This is a genomic window from Candidatus Phycosocius bacilliformis, assembly GCF_003112735.1.
GTDB lineage: Bacteria > Pseudomonadota > Alphaproteobacteria > Caulobacterales > Aquidulcibacteraceae > Aquidulcibacter > Aquidulcibacter bacilliformis.
On sequence record NZ_BFBR01000003.1, the window covers coordinates 130,347 to 153,858 of the forward strand.

Genomic DNA, 23,512 nt, shown 5'->3' on the forward strand with positions numbered 1-23,512 from the left:
TGAAGCGGATCCACCCAAAAAAGGAGCGCACGGGCAAGGGAGGACAGAATGAGTAGAAACGCTTTGCGAAGCGGGGCAAGCGCCCTGCTGGCTATCTTTATGACAACGGGCGCAACACAGGTTTTTGCGCAAACAGCCACCAGTGATGAAGCCCCCAAGAAAGAAGTGGAAGTCGTGGTCGTCACCGGGACCTTTATCCGGGGCACCTCGGAGAGTGCGTCTCTACCCGTCAATGTCATCAGTTCTGCTGACCTTGAAAAGGCTGGCACGCCCAGCACTGTGGAACTGATCAAACTCCTCAATGTTTCAAGTGGTGTGCAGGGTGATACCAACCAATTTGACTCCCGGGCGCAGGGTAATGAAGGCGCAGGCTCGGTCAATTTGCGTGGGATTGGCCCCGAGCGTACCCTCGTTCTGCTCAATGGTCGCCGCATGGCCTATAATCCGTTCGGTTTGGTCGGCACGGTGGTTGATACCAATCTGATCCCGTCGGCGGCAATTGGTCGGGTTGAAGTCCTCAAAGACGGTGCTGCGGCAACCTACGGCTCTGACGCAGTCGCCGGGGTGGTCAATTTCATTACCCGGACCAATCTGGAGGGCTTTGAAGTCGGTGGCGACTACAAGGCCATCGATGGTTCAGATGGCAATTACACGGCCTCGCTTGCGTGGGGACATAAGACCGATCGGGCTAAACTTTTCGTCTCACTTGGCCTGCAAAAAAAGACCGAATTGCCCGTTACGGCGCGTGACTGGGCTAATCGCGACTATCTGTCCAATCCCGAAGGTGGTTGGTCGGCTGCTGGTAATCCCGGCACCTACATCGCCATTGGTCCCACGGGAGGCCCCGTATCACTGCCAACACGGGAACCCAATTGCACCCCGCTTGGTGGATTTGCTGGCTTCAGCGGTTCGACGCCGGTCTGTTTCTTCCATTTCACGCCCTATGATAATCTGGTGGAAAAAGAAGAACGCTCGCAATTCTTTGCCAGTGCGGACGTCACCATTAATGAAAATCACGCCCTGCATGGGGAGATTTTGATTTCAAACACCAATACGCCGGAATGGAAAACCTCACCCAGCTATGCCTTCTTACAGGCACCCTCGGCACAGGCTTTGCCAACGCCGTCCGGTCTGCCCGGCCGCTTCTTCGTCCCGGCAACCAACCCAGGCTATATTGACCTCTTGGCCAAGAATCCCGGGCTTTTCCCTGCCAGTGCGATTGGCGTCAATATGCTAGCCTATCGGCCATTCAGCTATGGCGGGAATCCAAAGTTCACCAGCAGCGACCCACGTGGTGGCTCGCAGGGCGAACGCAGCTTTGAAGCTGTGCGCGTTTCGGTTGGGCTCAAAGGCAAGCTGACCGAAAGCATCAATTATGATGTCAATCTGGCCGCCATGGACGATACCGGCATTCGCACAGGCTATGACGTTCTGGTCAATCGGTTCCAGCTGGCTTTGCGCGGCCTAGGTGGTCCAAACTGCAATGTGGCTGCCAATACGCCCGGCGCAAACGGGTGCCAATGGTTCAGCCCGTTTGGAACTGCGATCCCCGGCAATTCGGTAACCGGGGTGGTCAATCCTCAGTATAATGCCGCTTTGGGCGCAGCCAATGCCGCGCTTGTTGATTGGTTCTACCCAGAGGTGCGCACCAAACAGACCTCCAGCTTGGTGGTGTTTGATGCCGTTCTCAATGGCGAGCTTGGGATTCAGCTTGGTGACGGGCCAATCGGCTGGGCGGCTGGCTACCAGTACCGCAAAAATTCCTTCCGGTCTGACTTCAGCAAGTTCTCCGATTTGACCCAGCAGCCTTGCGTGTCATCGCCGGACTTCAACAATAATGTCTGTGCGGCCATCACCGGGCCAACTGTGTTCTTGTCTGGCTCGTTTCCGGCCAATGTTAGTGCGGATGTGAATGCGGCCTTCTTCGAGTTGCGCCTGCCATTCTCTGAACGGTTTGAGGCTCAAATCGCCGGGCGTTATGAGGACTTTGGCGGCAAGGTCGGCTCGACCTTCAATCCGAAATTGTCGGCGAAATGGCAGATGACAGATACATTTGCCTTGCGTGGGTCAACCAGCACGACCTTCCGGGCACCATCGGTCTCCAACATTCAGCCAACCTCGGTGACCACACTGCAAAGCATTCTCGGCACTTTCCGCGCCGTGGATATCTTTGGCAACCCGGACTTGGAACCTGAAACAGCGACAACCTACAATGTGGGCGCGTTGTTTGACTCAGGCCATTTGCGTGCATCGGTCGATTATTGGCGGTTTGATTTCGACAATCCGATCGTGAACGAACCAATCGCGGGCCTTGTCGCCGCCCTGTTCCCAACCACAGGGGCCGGCAATTGCGGCAACTCAGCTTTTGCTGCCATCCAGGCCAAATTCACCTTCTCCGGGGGTGTCTGCAACTCGGCCAACATCTCGCGGTTGAATACCACGGTGATCAACGGCTCACCGCTCCTGACAGACGGGATTGATGTCAGCATCGACTATATGTTCGAGAATGTGATGGGTGGCGATCTCAAGCTCGGGCTCGATGCCACCTACACCATGAGCTATGACATTGACGCGCTGTTTATCGGCGGGGTGAAAGTCGCCGAACCCCTTGATGCGGTCGGCAAGCTCAACTTCCAGACAACTGCCTATCCGCTTCCCCAATATAAAGGCACGCTCTATGGGCTTTATGAAACGGGCGGACACAGCTTGCGGCTGGCGATGAATTTCATCGACGAATATGAAGATCAGCGCACCGCGCCCTTTGCCGCAAGCCTCAATTATAGCGCCACGGCTGGGACAACAGCGGTGATTTCCAGCGGCAAGACGATCAAGGGCTGGCAATCATTCGATCTCAATTATCGTTGGGCGATGGACAATGACCTGACCTTCACCTTCGGGATTGAGAATATTCTCGATCGGGATCCAAGCTTTGCCCGTCTTGAACTCAATTATGACCCCTTCACAGGCAATCCCTTGGGCCGCACCTATAAGATCGGCCTGAAAAAGGCCTTTGGTGGTCCGAAGTAAGGCTTAAATCTCTTCTGGCTGGCGGCCCGACCTTTCACCGGTCGGGCCGTTTGCTTTTGTTGATGCATCAACAGATTGGGGCCTTTTCAATCCGGTTTAATCAGGCTATATCGATTTTGTTCATGATGCAGCCTGACGGTTTCAATACCGGCTGGGGGGTCTGCAATGGACAGCGGCACACCATCAACTCTAGCCCCAACCTCCTGCTCATTTCTGGTCTCTGGCAACTGCCTTGATATCAGGACTCTGCATTTCGAGGCTTGTGGAATCAGGGAAATGATCGTGTGACAGCAGGCAGTCATTAAGGCGTTGAAATCCGTCTTCGGATCAAGTGTCGACGATAACTGTTGTAAAGGGCGGTTGTTCAGGCCTCATCGTTGGGTCCTGCAGTCCCCATCATATTCAAAACCTACGTGTTCGCTTTTGGTAAGAAACTTGACACGCAGGAACCATGAGACCGGCTCAACAGCTTGCTCGTGGCAGGACATGGCAGATTTAGCCAAGAAACATACAGGGCTTGCATGATGAAGCGCCAACGCGGTCGAGGACGTAATCCAGGCCAAAAACCACAGAATAACAATCCCAATCGCGCCTATGAGTCGAACGGACCTGACATTAAGGTACGTGGTTCGGCCCAAACCGTCTTTGAAAAATACCAACAGCTCGCCCGTGACGCTAATAGTGCCGGGGACCGCGTGCTGGGGGAAAACTATCTCCAACACGCCGAACATTATTTCCGCGTTCTGCGCGCGATGCAGCCCACCTTTGTGCCGCGCAGCGATATGATGATCGCGGGCTATGATGACGACGCCGATGAGGGTGATGAAGCCGCTGACGGGGTTGAGGGCGCAGAAGCTGACGGCGGAGAAGCTGGCGAAGCCACCGGCCAGCCCGACTTCAATCCAGCACGCCCCCCGCGTGAGAATCGCTTTGAAGGCAATCGCGCAGAAGGCCGCAATGACGGTGATGAGGATCGTTTCGGTCGTCGCCGGCGCCGTCGTCGTGATCGGTTTGGCAATGAAGGCCCCTATCAGGCCAATGGCGGGGATGAAGGCCAGGGTGAGCCATCTCGGCCAATCCGCCATGAAGGTCGGCCCGAGACAGGCGGTGAGGGTGGTTTTGCTGGCAATGGCGAGGGTTTCGTCCGCAGCTTAAGTGCCCCACCGAGCGATTTTGCCGAAGTGGCGAGCTTTAGTGAACCACAGGAATTTGGTGCGAACCCAGAGGCTGGTCCAACACGTGAGCGGCGGCCACGGCCACCCCGCGCACCGCGTGCGCCTCGGCCTGACAAGGGCGAAGATACCGCATTTGGCGGGGAATTACCTGCTTTCCTCACTGCGCCAGTGCCGACACCCTCGGCTGATTGAGGCAGAATGGTGATGGTGAGTCTCACGCGTCATATGATTGCTGTCGGCCTTTTGGCTGCAAGCATGGGGCTGAGCGGGTGTGGACCGGCAGCGACGACGCAATCCAAAGCTAACCAAACTGCCGCCACTGGCAATCAGGACCAATTCCCACTGGCCAGCCTCGGCATTATCAACGCCAAACTCCGCACTCCGGTGGCTGGGCGACCAAGTGCCGGCTATCTGGGGATAGAAAACCAAGGTCAAGAGGCAGATCGCCTTATGGCTATCACCTCGCCTGACTTCGGCCGTGTTGAAATGCACGACACCCAAAGTGATGGCGGTATGAAGAAAATGGTCAAGCTCGATGGGGTTGAGATTGGTCCCGGCAACACGGTGGACTTTGCCCCAGGCGGCAAGCATCTGATGCTGTTTGAGCCAACACGACCACTCAAGAATGGCGATACTGTCTCCATGGAATTGACCTTTGCCAACGCCGGGCCAATGACCATCCGCTTTACTGTGCTCGACGAGATCCCGCGTCAGCCCTCGGGCATGGGTGATATGGACCATAGTAAGATGGACCATTCCCAGATGGACCATTCGGGCATGGATCATGGCGCGATGGACGCTCCTAAGCAGTAAGGTTCAGATGCGGGGTTGCTGACCGCAGGGTCTAGCCTGTGGGGCACCAGCCCGCTAAACCCTGTGTGTGAGCATTCCGTTAGACGCCCAGCCGCGAAACCCCGTCGACCGTGCCCCTGCTGCATGGCAACCCTATCTGCGACTGTCGCGCTTTGACCGGCCGATTGGGTTCTGGCTGTTGGCGCTGCCGTGTTTTATGGGGCAGTTTCTGGGTCGGGCCGGTATTGGGTTTTCCCTCTATGATCTATTGTTGATGGGCCTCTGGATTGTGGGCTCGATTGCCATGCGCGGGGCTGGATGCAGCTTTAACGACTGGGTTGACCGCGATATTGATGCCCAAGTCGAACGAACAGCAGGCAGGCCGCTGCCAGCTGGCCTGATCAGCCCGCGGCAGGCCTTGGCGTGGACACTTGCCCAATGCTTCATTGGACTGCTGGTTTTGCTGGCCCTGCCCGCCCCAGCCCAAATCGTGGCTTTGTGCGCCATTCCGATGGTCGCGGCTTATCCCTTTATGAAGCGCATCACTTGGTGGCCGCAATTGTGGCTTGGCCTGACTTTCAACTGGGGGGTTCTGGTTGGCTATGTCGCGGTGATGGGAAGTCTGGACCCTGCAGCGCTGGCACTTTATGGGGCCTGTGTGGCTTGGACGATTGGCTATGACACGCTCTATGCCCAGCAAGACATGGAAGATGATGCTCTGGTCGGGGTGAAATCCACCGCCCGCCTGTTTGGTGATCAAGCCCGCCGCTGGGTTGGCCGTTTCTACCTTGCTGCTTTTGGGCTCGTAGGGCTGGCCTGCATACTCGCCGAACAGGCCTTGGCTGCCCGCATTGTCGGTCTGGCAGGTGGATTGGCGTTTGGCTTGCATCTGTGGGGGCAGGTCCGGCAAATCCCTGCTACCGGACCCGCGGAAGATCCGCTTGGCCTGTTTAAGTCCAACAAGATTGCGGGGCTAATTCTGGTGGCGGGATTATTGGTTCAAGCCGGCATTGGCTGGCTATTGTCGATGAGAGGCTTAGCATGAGTGGGGATTTGGCGGCTCTATGTCCGGTGATGGCCCGTCTGGTAGACACCCATGGCCCCTGCCCGATCCCAACCCGAGAAAGCCAAAGCGCTTATCAAAGCCTGTTCCGCGCCATCGTCTATCAACAGCTGTCAGGTAAGGCCGCAGGCACTATTCTGGGCCGGGTCCTGACCCTGTGTGGCGATCCAAACAATGCGCCCGATCCGGCCCACTTCCTGAGCCATTCTGATGAGGCCTTGCGCGGGTGCGGCCTATCTCGACAAAAGATCGCAGCCTTGAAGGATTTGTCGGTCAAGCGCCAGGACGGTATCGTGCCAGACAGTGCGGAAATCGACCATCTGCCAGATGAGGATATCATCACCCGCCTGACACAGGTGCGCGGGGTCGGCCAATGGACCGTTGAAATGTATCTTATGTTCACCCTTGGCCGTCCGGATGTGTGGCCGGTGGATGATCTGGGCGTGCGCAAGGGCTGGATGTTGGCCTATGGCCTGCCAGAAATGCCGAAGCCCAAGGCCTTTAAGACCATGGCTGACCATTTGCGTCCCTTTCGGACCCAAGCTGCATGGTATTGCTGGCGGGCGGTCGATACGGTGACCCCAGATGCTTAGGCGTGTGACCTTGCCCGTGCTTGCCCTTGCGGCGCTGACAAGTTGCGCGGCATTGAACCCTGTCGAGCCTGCAACACCTGGTGCAGCTTTGATTGGGTCGTGGGACAATCTGGCACAAATGGCTGCCGCACCCGACGACCTCAAACGCCAGCCCACCATTGGAGGGGCTTGGCTTGATGCCCAATATGCCACCTTTCATGCGGTGCACACCCCAGCTTTAGCTGGCCCACACGAGCAATCCATCTATCTGGTCTGGCGCAAGGATGGGCCGTATGGGCCAATCAGCCGCCAGCGCCTTTGGGTGTTTCGTCCCCAGAAGGATGGCGGTCTGATCATGGATTTCTATGCCTTTAAGACACCCGAAATCCTCGCCAATTTGTCGCCCACTGCACCAGCCTTTGGCGCACTCACGCCTGAGGACCTGATCAGCTATGGCCCAGCTTGCAGCCTGCCTGTGATCCGAACAACGCGTGGCTGGACCGCTTCCATTCCGCCAAGCTGCACCATAACGGCCACCAGGTCAGGTCGCCGCATGACGCTGTCAGCCACGCTGACGCTGACGGGCGGCACATTCAGCTATGAGGAGAAAGGTGTTCTGGAATCGGGTGACTTGGCGTTCAAAGTTCCAGGCGGCCCCGCATATGTCTTCAACCGAAAAGGACCTGCATCATGACCCTGCTTATTCTTGGACTGCTTGTCTTCCTTGGCGCGCATGCCTTCGTCCGTTTTCGTGGCCCGCGCGAGGCTTTGGCCGGATCATTGGGGGCCCAGCCCTATCGAGGCGTTTTTTCGCTGGTGAGTTTGGCGGGCTTTGTGCTGCTGATCTATGGCTATGGCCAATATCGCGCCGCGGGGATGATCCCGGTTTGGACCCCGCCAACATTTCTGTCCCACATCAGCCTCATCCTGATGTTGCCGGTAATGGTTCTGTTGGTCTCGGCCTATAGTCCGGGCAAGATCAAGGCAATGGTGGTTCACCCAATGCTGGCAGCGGTCAAAATCTGGGCGCTCGCCCATTTGCTCGCCAATGGCGATCTGGGTTCCATGCTCTTGTTCGGCAGCTTTTTTGCCTGGGCTCTGTTTGCCCGTATCCGCTTAGGCAAGGCAGAGCGGGTGACAATGCCAATGGGTCGGGGCGATTGGATCGCACTGGGTCTTGGCACTGCCGTATGGCTGGGCTTTATGGCAGGTCTGCACAAAATCCTGATCGGCGTGCCGGTCATCAGCTAAAGTCAGATTGCTTCGACCATCAATTCAGGCACACTGGCCACATGGCAGCACCCACAATCGACCCCAAAACCATTTTCACGCCCCAGGAATGGGAGGATTTACGTCGTCGCAATGACTGGATCGGACTGGGATTGGTGGCCCACGCTTGGGCTCTGATCGGACTTGCTGTGGCCCTATTCGCGTTGGCCCCCAATCCGCTAACCTGGCTGATCGCGGTAATGGTGGTCGGTGCGCGCCAATTGGGTTTGGCGATTTTGATGCATGAGGCGGCCCATGGCGGCCTTTCCAAACACCAAAAGCTCAATGATTTTGTTGGCCATTGGCTATGCGGTGTGCCTGTGGGAGCTTCTCTGCATCGCTACCGGCCCTATCATCTGGGCCATCATCGTCATACCCAACAAGCCGAGGATCCCGATCTTGGCTTGGCCGCCCATTTTCCAATCACCAAAGCGAGTTATCGGCGTAAATTGTTGCGTGACCTGACCGGCCAGACCTTCTTCAAACAGACACTCGCCCCGCTTATGGGTGTTTTGGCGGCCCCCGCTCAAGCCAGCTCGCAAGCCCGCCAAGCAGCAACAACTTATCTGGCCGGGCAGGTCGGTATCTTCATAGTGTTTCTCGCGGCAGGTCAGGGCTGGGCGTTTCTTTCCATCTGGCTTTTTGCCCAAGCCACGTGGTATCCAGCGGTGACGCGCCTGCGCAATATTGGCGAACATGCCTGTGCTACGCCAGACCCATCTGACCCCTGGAAGCTGGCCCGGACGACCCATGCCAATCCGCTCGAAAGGCTATTGATCGCACCTTATTGGGTGCATTTTCACGCCGAACATCATTTGTGGATGTACATCCCCTGCTATCGACTGGAAGCGACACACAAACTGCTCAAAGCCAAGGGCTTGACCGAGAAAATGGAGATCAAGCAGGGCTATGGCCAAATCCTAGCGCTGGCAACAGCCCGGCAAGCCTGACCTGATACAACTGCCTGTTTCTGGCGCGTTTGAGGACCCGTTCGTCCCGACTTCACCGCCCAGCTGATGGGGCCACCGTTATAGGAACGGGGACCGGATTTGCTTGCAATGGCGGCAAACCACCAAAATCGCTGACCCCACTCGACTGACTTTGGTCAATAATAGAACGGTCGGCCATAACAGATGCGGACCCTGCCTGGTCAGAGGCCGACGGGCTCACCAAAGAAGTCTTAGTTGTGGCACAAGCCGACACGGCTGCAGCAGACATCAATGCTGTAATCAAAAGCGCTTTTCTCATGACAGACCTGATCCATTCTCTAAACAATTGACGAAAATTTATATTTCTCATCATGCTAAGCAAGCAATACTAATTGTCAACCTAAAATTTTATTTGCTTTGGCCGTATGTAGGAATGTCTTGCGAAAGAGACTTATGGGCTGGATGGTTGGGTATGACTGACAACGCATTGGCGAATTTCATCACCACCCACACATGCCCTGACCGGCCACCACATTGCCCCGAGATTGTGCTGCATTTGGCGAGTGAAGCCGTCGCTTTATGGCAATTGAGTGCGGACGAATTAGACCAGCAAGGGCTGCCATTACCTTTTTGGGCCTTTGCATGGGCAGGTGGCCAGGCTTTGGCCCGCTATCTGCTTGATCATCCCAAACGTGTCCAAGACAAGCACGTTTATGACATCGCGTCAGGCTCTGGCTTGGTCGCCATTGCGGCAAAAATGTCTGGTGCAAAGCAAGTAACAGCGGTCGATATTGATCCTTATGCGATCGCAGCTGTCGGCCTCAATGCGTCATTAAATCAGGTCGATCTTGCGACCTATCAGGGTGACCTCATCGGCCAAATTTTGCAAACTGATGTGTTGTTGGTTGGCGATCTTTTTTATGAGCGAGAGATCGCAGAGCCCTTGTTCGCGTGGCTCAGACAATGCCAACAGGCAGGGATCTTGGTTCTGATCGGTGATCCTGGGCGAACTTATCTTCCGAAAGCGGGCCTAAAGGAATTGGCTTGCTATTCGATTCCAGTGTCGCGTGAATTGGAAGATCAAGATATCAAAGTGACTCGTGTTTGGGGGCTTGCTTGACCCGCAACCGCTTGTTCGATTGAAGAACATCCCAATCAGCCTACATGTGTGGCGTTATGCACACCGCACGAGACCGGTCAGGGGAAACGACATGAAGAAATGGTTTGCAGCTGTTCTGGCCTTGCTAACACTGGGTGCCTGCTCTGGGCCGCAAGTCCTGAACTTGGTAGCCCAAACACCCGGCCCTGTCATACGCGATGTCGCCTATGGCCCCCTGCCCCGTCAGAAGTTAGACATTTATGCGCCTAAGGTAATCCGGCCCGATACGCCAGTTTTGGTCTTCTATCATGGTGGGTCGTGGCAATATGGTGCCAAGGAAGATTACAAGTTTCTGGGCTCGACCTTTGCCGCACGCGGCATTCAGACGGTGGTGGTCAATTATCGCCTGCACCCGGAGGTGATTTTCCCTGGCTTTGTTGAAGATGGTGCCAAGGCGCTGGCCTATGTCCAGTCCAACATCTCAGAAGGTCGCCCTGTCTTTATCGCGGGCCACTCTGCCGGGGCCCATATTGCCGCAATGATTGCACTTGACCCCACGTTCTTGGCCGCCGATGGCACAAATGTTTGCCAGGCTGCGAAGGGCGTGATTGGCATCGCCGGACCCTATGATTTCACCCCGGTTGAGCCTGTGTTTAAGCGCATTTTCCCCGCCGAGATTCTGCCGAACACCAAACCCATCAACTTTGTTGCCAATCCGGCCCCGCCCATGCTGTTGTTGCATGGCACCAAGGATACCACTGTTTTGCCCAAGCGCAGCGAAGAGCTCGCCGCAGCATTGCGTCAAAAAGGTAATCAGGCAGACGTGAAACTCTATCCTGGTGTCGACCATCTTTATATTTTGGGGGCGTTGTCGCCGGTTGTGCGCCGGACCGCGCCCACGCTGGCAGACATTTTGGCCTTCATTGAGGCCCAAAAGGCAGCGGGCTATCCGGGCTGTCGCCAGAGAGACAAATCCTGATGCGCCGCTATGACCCTTTGGCCCGCAATGTGCTGGGCGGGCCCTTGGAAACCTGTTCGCTCAATCCACTCACAGGCTGGTTTCGCAATGGCTGTTGTGAAACCGAAGGACTCGATCACGGCACCCATGTGGTTTGCGCGATCATGACTGAGGCTTTCCTCGCCCATCAGCTCGATGTCGGCAATGATCTTGTGACGCCGCGCCCGGAATATCGCTTTGCGGGCCTCAAGCCCGGCGACCGCTGGTGTGTGTGCTTAAGCCGGTGGAAGCAGGCCCTTGATGCGGGGTGCGCACCACCCGTTCATCTGGAAGCCACTCATGAAGAAGCCCTCGTCGTGGTGCCCTTGGACATACTCAAAACCTATGCCGTGATCGCCAAAGACCCATGAGCCCACCTGCCCAACCTGTTTATGAAGATTTAGGTGCAGGTCGCGCACGACTTGTGCTGGTCGCACACTTAGCCCGACAGACGGGCCTGTGTACCATCACATGGTTCGACAGGGCCGACGGTGTGCGCGTGATTGACCATACTTTTGTCCCTTCTGCGCTGAATGGTCAGGGACTGGCCGGTCAGTTGACACAAGCAGCGCTGGATCAAGCCCGCGCTGATCGCATGCGCGTGGTTGCACACTGTTCCTATGTCGCGGCCTGGATCAAACGCCACCTGGAGTATCAAGACCTGCTCTGCGACTGATCAATCTGTGATCAGGCACCCATTCAAGGCTGACATCTCTTCCCTGTTGGGGACTTCCCACATTGTTTCGACAAAATCGAACATTTCGCGGTCGACAGTGAGGGAGAAAGTTTCCCCCTTGTCGGCATTACGGGCTTGGACCCGCCCCCAGCGCACCTCGACCGGCACATCAAGTACATGCAGCACGACCGGAATGCCACGCTCTTTAGCCACATCGGCAAAGCGGCGGCGATGGTCTGCAGTGGTAAAGCCAAGGTCAAGAATGGCATGTCGGCCCAGCCCAATGGCTTGAAGCGCCATCTCGGTGATCATGGCTTCGCAGCGGCCAATACGCGCCATCGTCCAGTCAAACTCGATAGGTTGGGGGCTGTCGGGCCAGAAAAGCTCAACCATCCAACGATCGATCGCCAGATAGAGGCCGGGCAAGTCGGCTGCCAACTTGCGGCTATAGGTTGATTTGCCAGCTCCAGTGGAGCCGCAAACCAAATGAAAAGCGGGATCAGTCAATCGGCGTCTCCAGTTGCATCAGGCGGGGCGAAGGCCCTTTGACTGAGCTGAGTCACATGGGCAAGGACATCAGATGGCCAATCTGCACTCAATGCGGCAAAGCGTACAGCATCGCCGGCAAACAAGGCGCGGCTGGCTTCTTCAAACCCCGCGGCATTACCGACCATCGCTGACATGAAGCGATATAGGCTTTCACGGCCAACCCGTTGGGTTTGATTGGTTTGAGAGCTGCGGCGCGCTGCCTCGACCAGTTTGCGCAGCGTCACGCTGGCCCCGCCGGGCTGTTGGGCCAGCCAATCCCAATGGCGCGGCAGCAAGGTTACCTCGCGCGCGGCCACCCCCAGCTTGGGCCGACCGGCCTTGCGTGGCACCGTCACCTCGGCTTGTGGCAAACGGGCAACCACATCGGCCACACTACCGCGCAGATCAAGATCAATCGGCTGGCTTGTGTCGGCATCAAAAACCAAAACAGGCTTTGCGTCTGGCCGGTCTTGATAGGTGCGTATGCTGGCAGCCACCTCCCGCAAGGGCCCAAAAGCAATCATCGTGTCGCCGGCGAAGGCAACAGCCGAGGTGTGTGCAGCATAGGTCATTTTCATCGTCCATATTTTTACCCGGATAAAATATCCAGACAAAATACCGCTGTCAATATTACCCGGATAAAATATACAGCGTGTGGTGCAAACCCGGTCTGCACATCAAGGGATGACCTGATCCCCGCTGCGGACTACATCAGTCGGGATGGAGGACTTATGGCCTATAAAAGTATGCGCGACTTCATGGCGCGGTTGGAGAGCGAACAGAAACTGGTGCGTGTGACCGAACCGGTGTCGACCATTCTGGAGATGACCGAAATCCAGACCCGGCTTCTGGCCACAGGTGGACCCGCGACCCTCTATGAAACCCCGCTGCTGGCCGATGGCACACAAGCCAGCATGCCGGTCTTGAGCAATTTGTTCGGCACGGTTGAGCGGGTGGCTATGGGTGTGACCATGGATGGCAAGGACCGCCGAACCGCCCAAGACTTGCGCGAAGTTGGCGAGCTTTTGGCCTTTTTGCGCCAACCAGAACCCCCGCGTGGTCTCAAGGAAGCGTTTGACCTATTGCCCTTGGCCAAAACCGTGATGCAGATGCGCCCCAATACACTGTCAGGTGGGATGTTTGCCAAAGCGCCGTGTCAGGAAGTGGTATGGGAAGGAGCCGACATTGATCTCTCCCGCCTGCCGATCCAGACATGCTGGCCGGGGGAGCCTGCCCCTCTCATCACGTGGCCGCTCATTGTCACCAAAGGGCCAAGCCAGAGCCGCCAAGACAATTACAATCTCGGCATTTATCGCATGCAGCAATTGGGCAAAGATCGCACCATCATGCGTTGGTTGGCCCACCGCGGCGGGGCTCAGCATTTCAAGCGTTGGAAAGATACCAAGCCCGAGCCCCTGCCGGCGGCCGCAGTCATTGGTGCCGACCCCGGCACTATTCTGGCCGCCGTGACGCCTGTGCCAGACACGTTGAGCGAATATCAATTCGCCGGCTTGATGCGAGGTCGCAAGCTTGATCTGGTGCCGTGCAAGACCATTCCCATCGAAGTGCCCGCCGAGGCCGAAATCATAATCGAAGGCCATGTGCTGCTGGATGAATATGCCGATGAAGGCCCTTATGGCGACCATACCGGCTATTATAATTCTGTCGAAAAGTTTCCGATCTTCCAGGTCTCGTGCATCACGATGCGCAAAGACCCAATTTATCTGTCCACATTCACAGGCCGCCCTCCGGATGAACCTTCGGTGCTAGGTGAGGCCTTGAACGAGGTGTTTATCCCGCTTTTGCAACAGCAATTCCCTGAGATCACCGACTTCTGGCTACCGCCTGAAGGCTGTTCATACCGGATCGCCGTCATTTCGATGAAGAAGGCCTATCCTGGTCATGCCAAGCGGGTGATGATGGGGGCGTGGAGCTTCCTACGGCAATTCATGTACACCAAATGGATCATTGTGGTGGATGATGACATCAATGCCCGAGACTGGAAGGATGTGATGTGGGCGGTGTCGACCCGGATGGATCCGGCCCGCGATATCACGCTGGTCGACCGCACCCCGATTGATTATCTTGACTTTGCCAGCCCTGAAAGTGGTCTGGGTTCCAAGATCGGGCTTGATGCCACCAATAAGATTCACCCCGAAACCCATCGCGAATGGGGCGAGGAAATCCGAATGGAGGCGCGCATTATCGAGGCTGTCACGGAAAAATGGGGTCGGCTGGGTCTCCCGGGAAGCGGCAAGCCGATCTGGAAATAATCAGCTGGGTCGACATAAGCCCCCCATCAGGCGAGCAAGTTCACCTGCTGGGCGGGATTTGTGCCGGAGCGGGAAATAGCCTGTGAGGCTTGGGTTGGATCAGACTGACCCACCCGCTGCGCCAATTGCCCTCCCCAGTCGACCGCCGCGCCAAATCGAGCCTGCGCATGCGCCTTTTCTGATCCTTGCGGCCCGTCTTTGGGGTGTGCTGGATCAATATTCTTCTTGGCATTGGCGACATCTGTGCAATCCCGGCACATATAGCCATTGACGATTTCCATCCTGCAACTCCTGTCTCTTGCCTTGACAGGGTATTTTTACGCGCTGGTGAAGCTCGCGGTTACAGCCATGATTTTACGTTGTTTTCACGAAGAAATCATGGTTGACAGAAGGTTAAGAAGCGTCAACTCACAGACCATCGCGGGCGGGTGGAACGTCAACAAAGCCGGAATAATCCACCATGCGCTGGGGTAGCAATTCCTCAAACTGCTCGCCCATCACGCGCGCCAGCTTGAGTCCCAGATAAAGCCCAATTCCTGCCAGGGCCAACAGAATAAGCGTTGCCAAGAAACCAGCCATGATCACACCCTCCCTGTGATGAACCAAGGCTAACAAAGTTTTGCTGCCATCGGATAAAGCGGGTCGATCTGTTTTGGGGTTCGGGTTTCACCGATCCTTAAGGGCTGGTTTGCGGGGTGATTAATGCTAGGTATGGTCACAAAATCTCTTGTGTCATCATAAAGGGTCGATCCATGTCCGCAGCCCCTGCTTTTGCTTTATATGCCGGTTTAAACGTGGCGATCATTCTGATCCTCATTGTCCAAGTGATCAGGCTGCGCCGTCGGGAAAAAGTCAGCCTTGGAGATGGCGGGTCGCCTGCCTTGCTGCGGGCCATCCGGGCCCACGCCAATGCCACAGAAATTGCCCCGATTGCTCTGATCGGCTTGGCAGCTCTGGTCATGGTTCAATCCCCGGTCTGGGTGATCCATGTGGGCGGAACGTGCCTGACCCTCGGCCGGGCGTTGCATGGTTATGGTTTAAGCCAACAGGATGGGCCATCCTTTGGTCGGATGGCCGGGATGATCTTATCCCTGACTGCCTTGATCTGGATCGGCATTTTTTGTTTGCTGGCTGCGATTTGACAAGATTTTCAAAGCATTGTGCCGAATAGTGGTTCGCATTTCTTAAGATCTATGGATCGCTGGCTTGCTTTGAAGACACCGCACGCTGCGCCAACTATTCAGACACAAAAAGACCGCTGCGCGGCGCAGCGGTCTTTTCGGCCCCCATTGCGCCAAAGGCGCAAATTATGATCAGAACACGCCCTGACCGACCCCACCATCCACGAACATGGATGAGCGGAATGTCGCTTGTTGCTGGCGCACGACTTGACGTGTGTTGGTGAAGGTCTCGGTCCGCGTGACTTTCGCATATTTGATACCGGGGCCAAAGCGGCGCAGCAAGGAACGCTCGTTGCAATCGGCTTCTGGCTTTTGTGCGACGCACTGGACCGAGCCTGCCAATTCATTGGCTTTGCGGCGATAGACCAAGGCCTGACCCTTTTGGCACGACATGGTGCTGCCACCATCGAAGCTGGTTTGGCCATTGATGACCTTTCCGACGGTAATTTCCATACGGGTCCCTGCCATGCAGCGGAAGACCTCGCCATCAAATTCCGCACCAATATCGGCGTCGCCATTGGTACGGGAGGCAGGGTGCGGCATGCCACGATCATCCATACAGACTGCACGGATCGCCACAGTTTCAGTTACCGTCCGTGTATCTTCGAACTGTTCCATCACAGTCTGGGCTTGCTCGCCGCCAACTTGCAGCCCGTCAATAATGCCGGCAGTAACGGGGGCAGGCGACACAAAGCTGCCACCACCACCGCCAATATAGACACCCCCGCCGCCACCACCGGAGCCGCCAATAATGGTGGTGCTGCCGCCAACAAATGTGTTGCCGCCGACTGTGACATTGGTGCCACCAAAATAACTGCCGCCGACATTCACGTTCACGTTGGGGCCAGGAACATAGACATTGGGAACACCGATGATGTGGCCATTCGCTGACCCACAGCAGCCGCCCGATGGTCCCTTTACAACTGGGATATTGGTCGTGTGGTTGCCACCACCGCCGCCGCACGTGTTGCAACCCCCTGCTTGTGCCGCACTCGCCATGCCGATGAAGGCCAGGGTCATGGCAGTCATGTATCGAATTGAAACACTCATTGTCGGGCTCTCCGAATTATCTGCCCTAAGCCAGCAATATCGGTGCCATTTTCGCGCCTGTGGCGAGCCTTACCACCACAGCTAGCTTTAACGGTTTGGCACAAGACGTGCGCATGCCTGGTCGGGTTGTCCATGGACGACCCGCAAAGAGGTCAAGACAATGCAATATGGTGCCCTTCATCCTGAAAGCCGTGCTTTCCTCAGCTCCTGGCAAGCCCTTAATGGGTTGAACGATCATGCCAATTCCGGCGTGTCTATGTCCAAGGATGCTGCCAATCTGGTCGAGCGCATCTTTCTGGCGCAGCGGACACAAGAAGGGGTCTTCACTTTCCGTACGATTGGGTCTGAACTGAAGCTGTGGACCGGGCGTGACCTGCGCGATCACGATGTTTCCAGCCTTTTTCATGGCACCGACCGCCCGTTGATGCGCGGCTTGATGGATGCAGCCATGGCTGCCCCCGGCCCGGCACTGGCCCGCTCAGCAGCCTTTGGAGCAGGCTTTGGCCAGCGTACGGAGGTCGAATGGGTGCTGTTGCCTTTGGTCGACAAAAGCGGGATTGAGCGCATACTCGGTCTGTTCCAGCCCATTAATCAGGCCAACTCAATTTCCAAGCCAGTCCTGCGATTTTCCTTGACCGCTTTATTGCCACCGCTGCCAGAAATGCCCGTCCGTCCTGGTTTGCGACTGGTCGTTAATCGCGGCTAGTCCAGCCTTAGGATTGGAATTGCAGGGCAGCAAGCTCTGCATAAAGACCACTTTGGGCAATCAAGGCCTCATGGGTCCCTTGCTCAACAATGCGGCCCTGATTGAGCACAAGGATTTGGTGTGCTCGACGGACTGTGGACAGGCGATGGGCAACCACGATTGTGGTGCGATTGGTCGCAAAGCGGTCCAGCGCCTCTTGAACCCTCGCCTCAGAATCTGAATCCAGTGCGCTGGTCGGCTCATCAAGCAACAGGATTGGACTGTCACGCAGGATGGCCCGGGCAAGCGACAAGCGCTGACGCTCGCCACCGGAAAGGCGGGTACCGCGCGGGCCGACGCGTGTCTCAACGCCCTCAGGAAGCCGGTCAACGAAATCACAGGCAGCTGCGGCCAGTGCCGCGCGAATGGCCTCTTTGCTGGCCCCGGCCAGACCCATGGCAACATTGTCCGCAATAGTGGTGTCAAACAATGTCGCGTCTTGGCTCACCAACGCACAATGCTGCCGCAAACTCGCCAATGTGACGGTGCGGACGTCATGCCCATCAATCCGGATGTGGCCGTTAGCCGGATCATATAAGCGCGGGATCAAGTTCAAAATCGTGGATTTACCCGATCCTGAGGGCCCAACCAGCGCCAAAGTCTGACCGGGCTCTGCAACAAAATCAATCCGATCCAAGGCACGCGCCCCGTTCGGCCAGACCAGCCCCACGTCCTTGAACTCAATCCGCCCCCGTCCACGTGGCAACGCGGCGGCATCGGGGGCATCAGCAATCTTTGGAGCCTCATCCAGCACCGCAAAAAAGCGTTCAAGGGCCGACAGACCCTCTTGCAACACACTATTTAGCCCACCCAAGCTGCGGATCGATTGCGCAGCCATCAAAAGGGCCGCGATGAAAGCAGTAAGCGTGCCGACGCTGGCGGCACCCTGGGTGATGCGGAAGCCAGCAAAAGCAAACACCCCGGCGATCGCCACCCCGCCCAAGACTTCTAAAATCGGATCGACCCGGCCCTTCTGCTCAGCCATTTTCAACAGAAGACCCATGCGGACCGATAAGGCAGATCCGACCCGTTTGGTTTCCGCGGCTTCCAGCCCATAGGTCTTGACCAAGCGAATACCGCCTAGGCTTTCTTCCACCACCCCGGCCAAATCAGCCGCTTGGGCTTGAGCGCGCGCGGCGGTCTTGCGCAATCGTGCGCCGATCATTGACACAGGCCCAATCGCCAAGGGCAGAATAACAAGACAGACGACCGCCAATTGCCAGTCACCCAAAATCATCACGATGATGACGCCCACAAGGGTCAAAACATCGCGCACCAAACTATTGGCAGCCCGCAATACAGCTTCACGTACAGCATTGATGTCATTCAAAAAACGGGCTGAAAAGGCACCTGACGGCTCCCCACTCAAGCGGGCAAAATCAAGGCTGAGCAATTTGGCAAAAAGATCCTGCTGCAGCTTGGTCGTCGCCGCCAGCGCGATTTGGTTGGTCATCACAGTGGACGCATAAAGCGCCACACCCTTAACAAAGGTTGCCGCAATAATCGCGATTGGCCCAGCCACAACCATGGCGGCAGGGGTTAAGCCTGGCACAATAGGATCTGGTGGGGCCGCTTCGCTGCCAGCCTTCAAGCTGGTCCCCAAACTGGCCAAAGCGTCAATGACTTTGCCGAAAAGCCACGGATAGGTGGCAGAGGCCGCAGCCACCACCGCCATCAAGACCGTGGCAATCACCAATCCGCCAATATGGGGCTTAAGCCAGCCCGACCAAAAGCGGACCAACAGGTCGCGGCTGCGCCCGGTTGGGTGCGCTCGCGGAGTTGATGTGGTGGGATTAGTGATCTTCGTCATCCGGAGTTGGGCCGTCTGGGTCGATCAGACGATGAGCGTGAATAACGAAATAGCGCATATGGGCATTGTCGACGGTGCGCTGAGATGCACTTTTCCACGCGTCGCGCGCCTCGGCATAATTGGGATAGGCACCAACAAAATCCATCGCCTTCAGGTCGCGGAATTCGACGGTTTCCAGATCCTGGACCTCACCGCCAACAACAAGATGGAGCAATTGCTTTTTTGCAGACGCTTTATTGGGCATAAAGACCTCACGATAGTTTCACATGGTGGACCCGTTCGATCAGCAAGGGATGCAGGGGTTTGCCTGCCACCACCAAACTTTTTTGAACAGGTACCGGCTGATTGTAAACAAAGGCTGCACCTTCATGCGTTGTCGCCAAAGCCCCCGCTTCAGCAACAATCACGGCAGCAGCGGCAAGATCCCAATCGCTTTTAGCAGACAAAGCGATGGCCCCATCATATTGGCCAGCGGCCACCAGACACATGCGATAGGCGATGGAATTGCGCGATACGACGTCCATGTCCGGCCAAGGCCGCGGCCAAGCTGGATGGCGAAACATGCCTGGGTCACCCAGCATGGCACAGCCCTCAAGGCGATCCACCTCACTGGGGGCAATGGCGACCCCGTTCAATCGGGCACCCCCGCCCAAAGCCGCCTCAAACATTTCCCCAGTTGCAGGATTGAAGACCACACCCAAAACCGGTTCGCTATCAGCCAAAAGACCAATACAAACCGAGAAATGCGGCTTGGCTTTGATAAAAGCGCGTGTGCCGTCGATGGGATCAACCACCCAACAAAAGCGGGCACTTTGCCGGGATTGATCATCGGCTGTTTCTTCTGACAGCCAGCCATAGCTGGGACGATTGGCGAGCAATCGTTCTTTCAACAGGGCATCAATCGCCAAGTCGGCATCGCTGACCGGATTGTTCGGCGACTTGTCCCGCACGTCCATCTCGGTGCCGAAATAACGCATTGCAACGGCACCTGCCTCAGTCGCAGCTTCCAAAGCCAACGCCAGATCAGCAGCCAAGTCCATGTTCAGGCCCCGGCGATGGTCATGGATGGCACAAGAAGGCTTGGACATTGCAATGATGACCGACCGTCATAATCATTGCCCGCAACCAAGCGCGCATAAATGTCGAGCATATTGCCAGCTACTGTAATCTCATTGACGGGTCGGACAATCTCGCCATTCTCAAACCAGAGCCCTGACACCCCGACCGAATAATCCCCGGTATTGGGGTTGAAGCTCGGGGACAATGTCTCCACCACGCGCAAACCGGTGCCAGCCTCTTTCTGCAGGCCCGCCACATCAAGGCGACCGGGCAGCACCCGCACATTCGACGAGCTAATGCCAGGTGACCCGCCTGGATTGAGACTGGCATGGCCCGTAGAGGTCAGTCCCAATTGCCGCGCGCTGGATTGGTTGAGGAGCCAAGTCTGCAGCACACCATCGGTGACCAGATTGCGCGCCGCAACCGGCAGCCCCTCGCCATCGAAAGGATGCGATGACCAACCACCCTGCTCTAGGGGATCGTCGGTAATGGTAAAGCCTGGGGCAAAGACTTGTTGGTGCAGTTTGTCGCGCAAAAACGACACACCACGGGCAATGGCAGCCCCCGAAATCGCCCCCAAGAAAAAGCCGATCAGCCGACTTGCAACCCGGTTTTCAAAAATCACCGGGGCTGTGCAACTCTCCAGCTTGGTCGCCCCCATACGGGCCAGCGTGCGTTCTGCCGCGCGTCGACCAATCGCGTCTGAGGCGCGCAGATCTTTCACAAAGCGGCTGGAATCACTATCCCAATCGCGCTCCTTATGGTCATCCTTTTCGGCCAATGTAGATAAGCCAACTCCCCATGACGTCCCGCGATAACCACCTCGGAACCCATTGCTGGCCCCGTAAAAGACCTGGCTGGCTCCCCATTCAGCACCAGCGCCACCTGAATTCGTGATGCCAGGAATGGCCAGCGCAGCCGCTTCGCTTTCAAGCGCACGGGCTTCGAGACTGGCTATGTCAGGCTCGGTCTCATCCCACAGCGACAGGTCGACTGGATCACGTGCGAGCTCGTTAGGCTCAGGCAAGCCGCACCATGGGTCTTCTGCGGCTGCTTTGGCCATCGCCACCACCCGCTCGGCCAAACTATCCAAGGCCGCGAGACTGAAATCAGACGTCGATGCCCCTGCCTGCTTCTTGCCAATCAGAACCCGAAGGCCAGCCGACCGGCTCTCCTCACTCTCAACGGCTTCCAAATGGCCAAGACGGACAGAAACCGACAAGCTCTTGCGGTCAACGCAGGCCGCATCAGCCCCTTCAGCTCCAAGGGCTTTGGCACGAGACAATAGCCGATCGACGGCTGCTTCTAAATGTTCACTCATAGCTCACTTCTAGAGCGCGTTTCGTCCAAAGCGAAGCCACTTGCGCACTCAGCCCTGCGTGAATCCAGTGACACCGCGAGGCCAGGGACCAGGGATCTCCTTGATTAATTCATGGCTCATCGGCCCCACTGAGGCCGGTTTATCTGGCTGACAATCTTAGTCTGAGCAGGGCTGGCAAAATCCAGTCTGCATCTTGTAAGATTCCAATCCCAGTTTCAAAGCCTTGTCATCCGTGGGACACAACACGCCTTGAGCACCCCTAAAGATCAGAATTTCTTTGATTGCAGCCTGTTGGCACCCGATGGCCGTATTCTGCAAGATGAGGCGGGTTGGCTTGGCAATCTTTCCCATGAGGTCCGGCTGAACTTGTGCCGGATGGCGGGCCAATCCCCTTCTGAAACGAGCTTTGATCTGGTGGAGAGCTCGGGCAATCAGATCTTTCCGGTCGCCATGGCCCAAACAGAAGCAGCCAGCCATTGGGCGATCCCACACGCTCGAACAGCCAGGCAAATTGATCCAAGCACAATCTGGGTTTGCCGCCTATCACCCAGTGCGGTCCAGGGTCGACTGGCCCATTTCGCCCAAGCATTCGGCTTACCGCCTGCGGTTGGACGGGTCCTGCATGCCCTCTATGTGCATTGCGACGTCAAGAAAGCCGCCCAGATTGCTGGCGTGAGTTTCCATACCGCGCGGGATTATTTGCAGCAGGCCCGACAGGTGACATGGACGCCTAATCTAGCCCGACTGATCACTTGGTCGGCACTTGGGACTTTGGAAACAGTTGCCCGCGGGGAAAGTGATCACCCGGCTGGTGCGCTCTTTTCTCTTTCTGCCCGCCAGCGTGACTTGGCTGCCCGGATCGCCGACGGTGCCAGCCGCAGCCAAGCCGCAGCAGAGCTCGGGATTTCCTATGCAGTTGCCAAAAAGGAATTGGCCGAAATTTACGTCGCGACCGGGGTCAATAATGCCATTGGCTTGGCCAAGGTTCTGGCAGAATTGCGCAGCTTGGCGATGGCCACAGGCTTGGGTAAGGCTGACGACCCATATCCTCCCCCGCCAAGCCGCACGCTGATAGCGACCGACAAGACGGGTCGAAAAATTGTCGCCAGTGATTATGGCCCCCTCGGCGGCAAACCAGTACTGGTCCTCCATAATGGGATGAATTGCCGTGGTGTGGACCGTGCGCTGGTGGCAGCTTTGCAGAATGCGGGATATCGCCCGATTTCACCAGATCGGCCAGGCTATGGTGACACCGATCCAGCCCCGCCAACCATCCTTGGGGCTGACTACTACAAACTCTGCGCGGCCGATCTCATATGCTTGTGCGCCCAGATGGGCTGGGACAGATTGGATGTCATCGCCCATGGACCAACCCCTCTTGTGCTGACTTTACTCGAAGAAGCACCGACGCTGGTGCAAGCGGCTGTGGTGGACGCCCCAGAGCCAGATTCAGGTTATGGGGCTGCCGCCCAAGGCATGATCCCAGCTATGAAGCGGCATTTTTTTAAGCGGCCTTGGGCGGTGGCTTCAGTTGCGCGCATTCTCACCAATTTGGCCAGTCATGCCCGTCTTGCGACATTGATGCGTGAATGGACCGCCAACAGTCCCGCTGACCGAGTGGCGATGGAAAACCCAGCTCTTTTGATGGACTTTTACCGCAAGATTCTGCCATTCCGCAGTGGCCAGATCGACGGGTTTGTGCGCGAACAAGTCCTTCAAGCAACACTTGGCCCACCCAAAACCAGCTTGCGCGGGGCCGGCGTAACCTTGCTGATCGGCAAGACGGACTTCATGCATGATGGGGCAGAAACCCGTGACTATTGGCAAGCTCTTCTACCTGAGGCGCGCATTCACCTGATTGAGGATGCTGGCCGCTTCATTTCCTATTCCCATCCAGATCGGGTGGTTGAGGCTTTGCTGGCGGCATAGGCTTACCCCCCTCAAAT

The 23,512-nt window shown here is 56.7% G+C and carries 25 protein-coding genes; 16 read left to right on the top strand and 9 right to left on the bottom strand.

Going from position 1 to position 23,512, the window contains the following annotated elements; all coding sequences use genetic code 11:
• Positions 1 to 48: 48 nt before the first annotated feature.
• From PbB2_RS06100 to PbB2_RS06160, 12 genes are all read left to right on the top strand, one after another.
• Positions 49 to 3,027 carry a TonB-dependent receptor domain-containing protein gene (locus PbB2_RS06100; protein ID WP_108984427.1) on the top strand — a complete coding sequence of 993 codons (2,979 nt, stop codon included), beginning with the start codon at positions 49 to 51 and terminating at the stop codon, positions 3,025 to 3,027.
• Between the two features lie 521 nt (positions 3,028 to 3,548).
• Positions 3,549 to 4,394 (top strand): DUF4167 domain-containing protein, encoded by an 846-nt coding sequence (locus PbB2_RS06105; protein WP_238164887.1) that lies wholly within the window; start codon positions 3,549 to 3,551, stop codon positions 4,392 to 4,394.
• 12 nt (positions 4,395 to 4,406) lie between these two features.
• On the top strand, positions 4,407 to 5,015 hold the full coding sequence (locus PbB2_RS06110; protein WP_192576198.1) for a copper chaperone PCu(A)C: 609 nt from the start codon (positions 4,407 to 4,409) through the stop codon (positions 5,013 to 5,015).
• Between the two features lie 67 nt (positions 5,016 to 5,082).
• On the top strand, positions 5,083 to 6,039 hold the full coding sequence (gene ubiA, locus PbB2_RS06115; RefSeq protein WP_238164888.1) for a 4-hydroxybenzoate octaprenyltransferase: 957 nt from the start codon (positions 5,083 to 5,085) through the stop codon (positions 6,037 to 6,039).
• Positions 6,036 to 6,650, top strand: a complete 615-nt coding sequence (locus PbB2_RS06120; protein ID WP_108984430.1) for a DNA-3-methyladenine glycosylase family protein — start codon at positions 6,036 to 6,038, stop codon at positions 6,648 to 6,650. Before ubiA ends, PbB2_RS06120 begins: the two co-directional genes overlap by 4 nt.
• A gap of 16 nt (positions 6,651 to 6,666) precedes the next feature.
• Positions 6,667 to 7,323: a CpcT/CpeT family chromophore lyase gene (locus tag PbB2_RS06125; RefSeq protein ID WP_238164905.1), complete on the top strand. Its 657-nt coding sequence runs from the start codon at positions 6,667 to 6,669 to the stop codon at positions 7,321 to 7,323.
• Positions 7,320 to 7,880, top strand: coding sequence for an NnrU family protein (locus PbB2_RS06130; RefSeq protein WP_108984432.1), 561 nt, complete (start codon positions 7,320 to 7,322; stop codon positions 7,878 to 7,880). Before PbB2_RS06125 ends, PbB2_RS06130 begins: the two co-directional genes overlap by 4 nt.
• 41 nt (positions 7,881 to 7,921) lie before the next feature.
• Positions 7,922 to 8,848 (top strand): fatty acid desaturase family protein, encoded by a 927-nt coding sequence (locus PbB2_RS06135; RefSeq protein ID WP_108984433.1) that lies wholly within the window; start codon positions 7,922 to 7,924, stop codon positions 8,846 to 8,848.
• A gap of 325 nt (positions 8,849 to 9,173) precedes the next feature.
• Positions 9,174 to 9,947 carry a class I SAM-dependent methyltransferase gene (locus PbB2_RS06145; RefSeq protein WP_305790448.1) on the top strand — a complete coding sequence of 258 codons (774 nt, stop codon included), beginning with the start codon at positions 9,174 to 9,176 and terminating at the stop codon, positions 9,945 to 9,947.
• A 91-nt stretch (positions 9,948 to 10,038) separates the two neighbouring features.
• On the top strand, positions 10,039 to 10,905 hold the full coding sequence (locus tag PbB2_RS06150) for an alpha/beta hydrolase (RefSeq protein ID WP_108984436.1): 867 nt from the start codon (positions 10,039 to 10,041) through the stop codon (positions 10,903 to 10,905).
• On the top strand, positions 10,905 to 11,294 hold the full coding sequence (locus PbB2_RS06155) for a DUF2237 family protein (RefSeq protein WP_108984437.1): 390 nt from the start codon (positions 10,905 to 10,907) through the stop codon (positions 11,292 to 11,294). The genes PbB2_RS06150 and PbB2_RS06155 overlap by 1 nt, the downstream gene beginning before the upstream one ends.
• A complete protein-coding gene (locus tag PbB2_RS06160; protein ID WP_108984438.1) occupies positions 11,291 to 11,599 on the top strand; it encodes a GNAT family N-acetyltransferase in 309 nt (102 codons plus the stop codon). The genes PbB2_RS06155 and PbB2_RS06160 overlap by 4 nt, the downstream gene beginning before the upstream one ends.
• On the opposite strand, the gene PbB2_RS06165 is transcribed toward PbB2_RS06160, so the two are convergent.
• Together PbB2_RS06165 and PbB2_RS06170 are read right to left on the bottom strand one after the other, a co-directional pair.
• Positions 11,600 to 12,106, bottom strand: coding sequence for a P-loop nucleotide/nucleoside kinase family protein (locus tag PbB2_RS06165; protein ID WP_108984439.1), 507 nt, complete (start codon positions 12,104 to 12,106; stop codon positions 11,600 to 11,602).
• Entirely contained in the window at positions 12,103 to 12,699 is a 597-nt protein-coding gene (locus PbB2_RS06170) for a DUF2239 family protein (RefSeq protein WP_108984629.1), read from the bottom strand. The genes PbB2_RS06165 and PbB2_RS06170 overlap by 4 nt, the downstream gene beginning before the upstream one ends.
• A gap of 159 nt (positions 12,700 to 12,858) precedes the next feature.
• On the opposite strand from PbB2_RS06170, the gene PbB2_RS06175 reads away from it, so the two are divergent.
• Positions 12,859 to 14,400 (top strand): UbiD family decarboxylase, encoded by a 1,542-nt coding sequence (locus PbB2_RS06175; protein WP_108984440.1) that lies wholly within the window; start codon positions 12,859 to 12,861, stop codon positions 14,398 to 14,400.
• 26 nt (positions 14,401 to 14,426) lie between these two features.
• Here the strand turns inward: PbB2_RS06175 and PbB2_RS06180 are convergent, their stop codons facing one another.
• Entirely contained in the window at positions 14,427 to 14,681 is a 255-nt protein-coding gene (locus PbB2_RS06180; RefSeq protein WP_108984441.1) for a hypothetical protein, read from the bottom strand.
• Between the two features lie 127 nt (positions 14,682 to 14,808).
• Positions 14,809 to 14,979 carry a hypothetical protein gene (locus PbB2_RS16050; RefSeq protein WP_192576200.1) on the bottom strand — a complete coding sequence of 57 codons (171 nt, stop codon included), beginning with the start codon at positions 14,977 to 14,979 and terminating at the stop codon, positions 14,809 to 14,811.
• Between the two features lie 173 nt (positions 14,980 to 15,152).
• Between PbB2_RS16050 and PbB2_RS06185 the strand changes: the two genes are divergently transcribed.
• Positions 15,153 to 15,542 (top strand): MAPEG family protein, encoded by a 390-nt coding sequence (locus PbB2_RS06185; protein WP_108984442.1) that lies wholly within the window; start codon positions 15,153 to 15,155, stop codon positions 15,540 to 15,542.
• A 171-nt stretch (positions 15,543 to 15,713) separates the two neighbouring features.
• Here PbB2_RS06185 and PbB2_RS06190 read toward each other — a convergent pair whose 3' ends face one another.
• The gene (locus PbB2_RS06190; RefSeq protein ID WP_108984443.1) at positions 15,714 to 16,610 is read right to left on the bottom strand and encodes a hypothetical protein; all 897 of its coding nucleotides are present in this window, start codon (positions 16,608 to 16,610) and stop codon (positions 15,714 to 15,716) included.
• 181 nt (positions 16,611 to 16,791) lie between these two features.
• Between PbB2_RS06190 and PbB2_RS06195 the strand changes: the two genes are divergently transcribed.
• On the top strand, positions 16,792 to 17,337 hold the full coding sequence (locus PbB2_RS06195) for a PAS domain-containing protein (protein WP_108984444.1): 546 nt from the start codon (positions 16,792 to 16,794) through the stop codon (positions 17,335 to 17,337).
• Positions 17,338 to 17,344: 7 nt separating this feature from the next.
• Here the strand turns inward: PbB2_RS06195 and PbB2_RS06200 are convergent, their stop codons facing one another.
• From PbB2_RS06200 to PbB2_RS06215, 4 genes are read right to left on the bottom strand one after another with little or no spacing between them, the layout of a single operon-like run.
• Positions 17,345 to 19,186, bottom strand: a complete 1,842-nt coding sequence (locus PbB2_RS06200) for an ABC transporter ATP-binding protein (protein WP_108984445.1) — start codon at positions 19,184 to 19,186, stop codon at positions 17,345 to 17,347.
• A complete protein-coding gene (locus PbB2_RS06205) occupies positions 19,170 to 19,430 on the bottom strand; it encodes a DUF4170 domain-containing protein (RefSeq protein WP_108984446.1) in 261 nt (86 codons plus the stop codon). The genes PbB2_RS06200 and PbB2_RS06205 overlap by 17 nt, the downstream gene beginning before the upstream one ends.
• A 7-nt stretch (positions 19,431 to 19,437) precedes the next feature.
• Entirely contained in the window at positions 19,438 to 20,226 is a 789-nt protein-coding gene (locus PbB2_RS06210; RefSeq protein WP_108984447.1) for an inositol monophosphatase family protein, read from the bottom strand.
• A gap of 2 nt (positions 20,227 to 20,228) precedes the next feature.
• Positions 20,229 to 21,566: a TldD/PmbA family protein gene (locus PbB2_RS06215; RefSeq protein WP_108984448.1), complete on the bottom strand. Its 1,338-nt coding sequence runs from the start codon at positions 21,564 to 21,566 to the stop codon at positions 20,229 to 20,231.
• Positions 21,567 to 21,815: 249 nt separating this feature from the next.
• Between PbB2_RS06215 and PbB2_RS06225 the strand changes: the two genes are divergently transcribed.
• On the top strand, positions 21,816 to 23,495 hold the full coding sequence (locus PbB2_RS06225; RefSeq protein ID WP_133245738.1) for a bifunctional helix-turn-helix transcriptional regulator/alpha/beta hydrolase: 1,680 nt from the start codon (positions 21,816 to 21,818) through the stop codon (positions 23,493 to 23,495).
• The last annotated feature ends 17 nt before the right edge of the window (positions 23,496 to 23,512 follow it).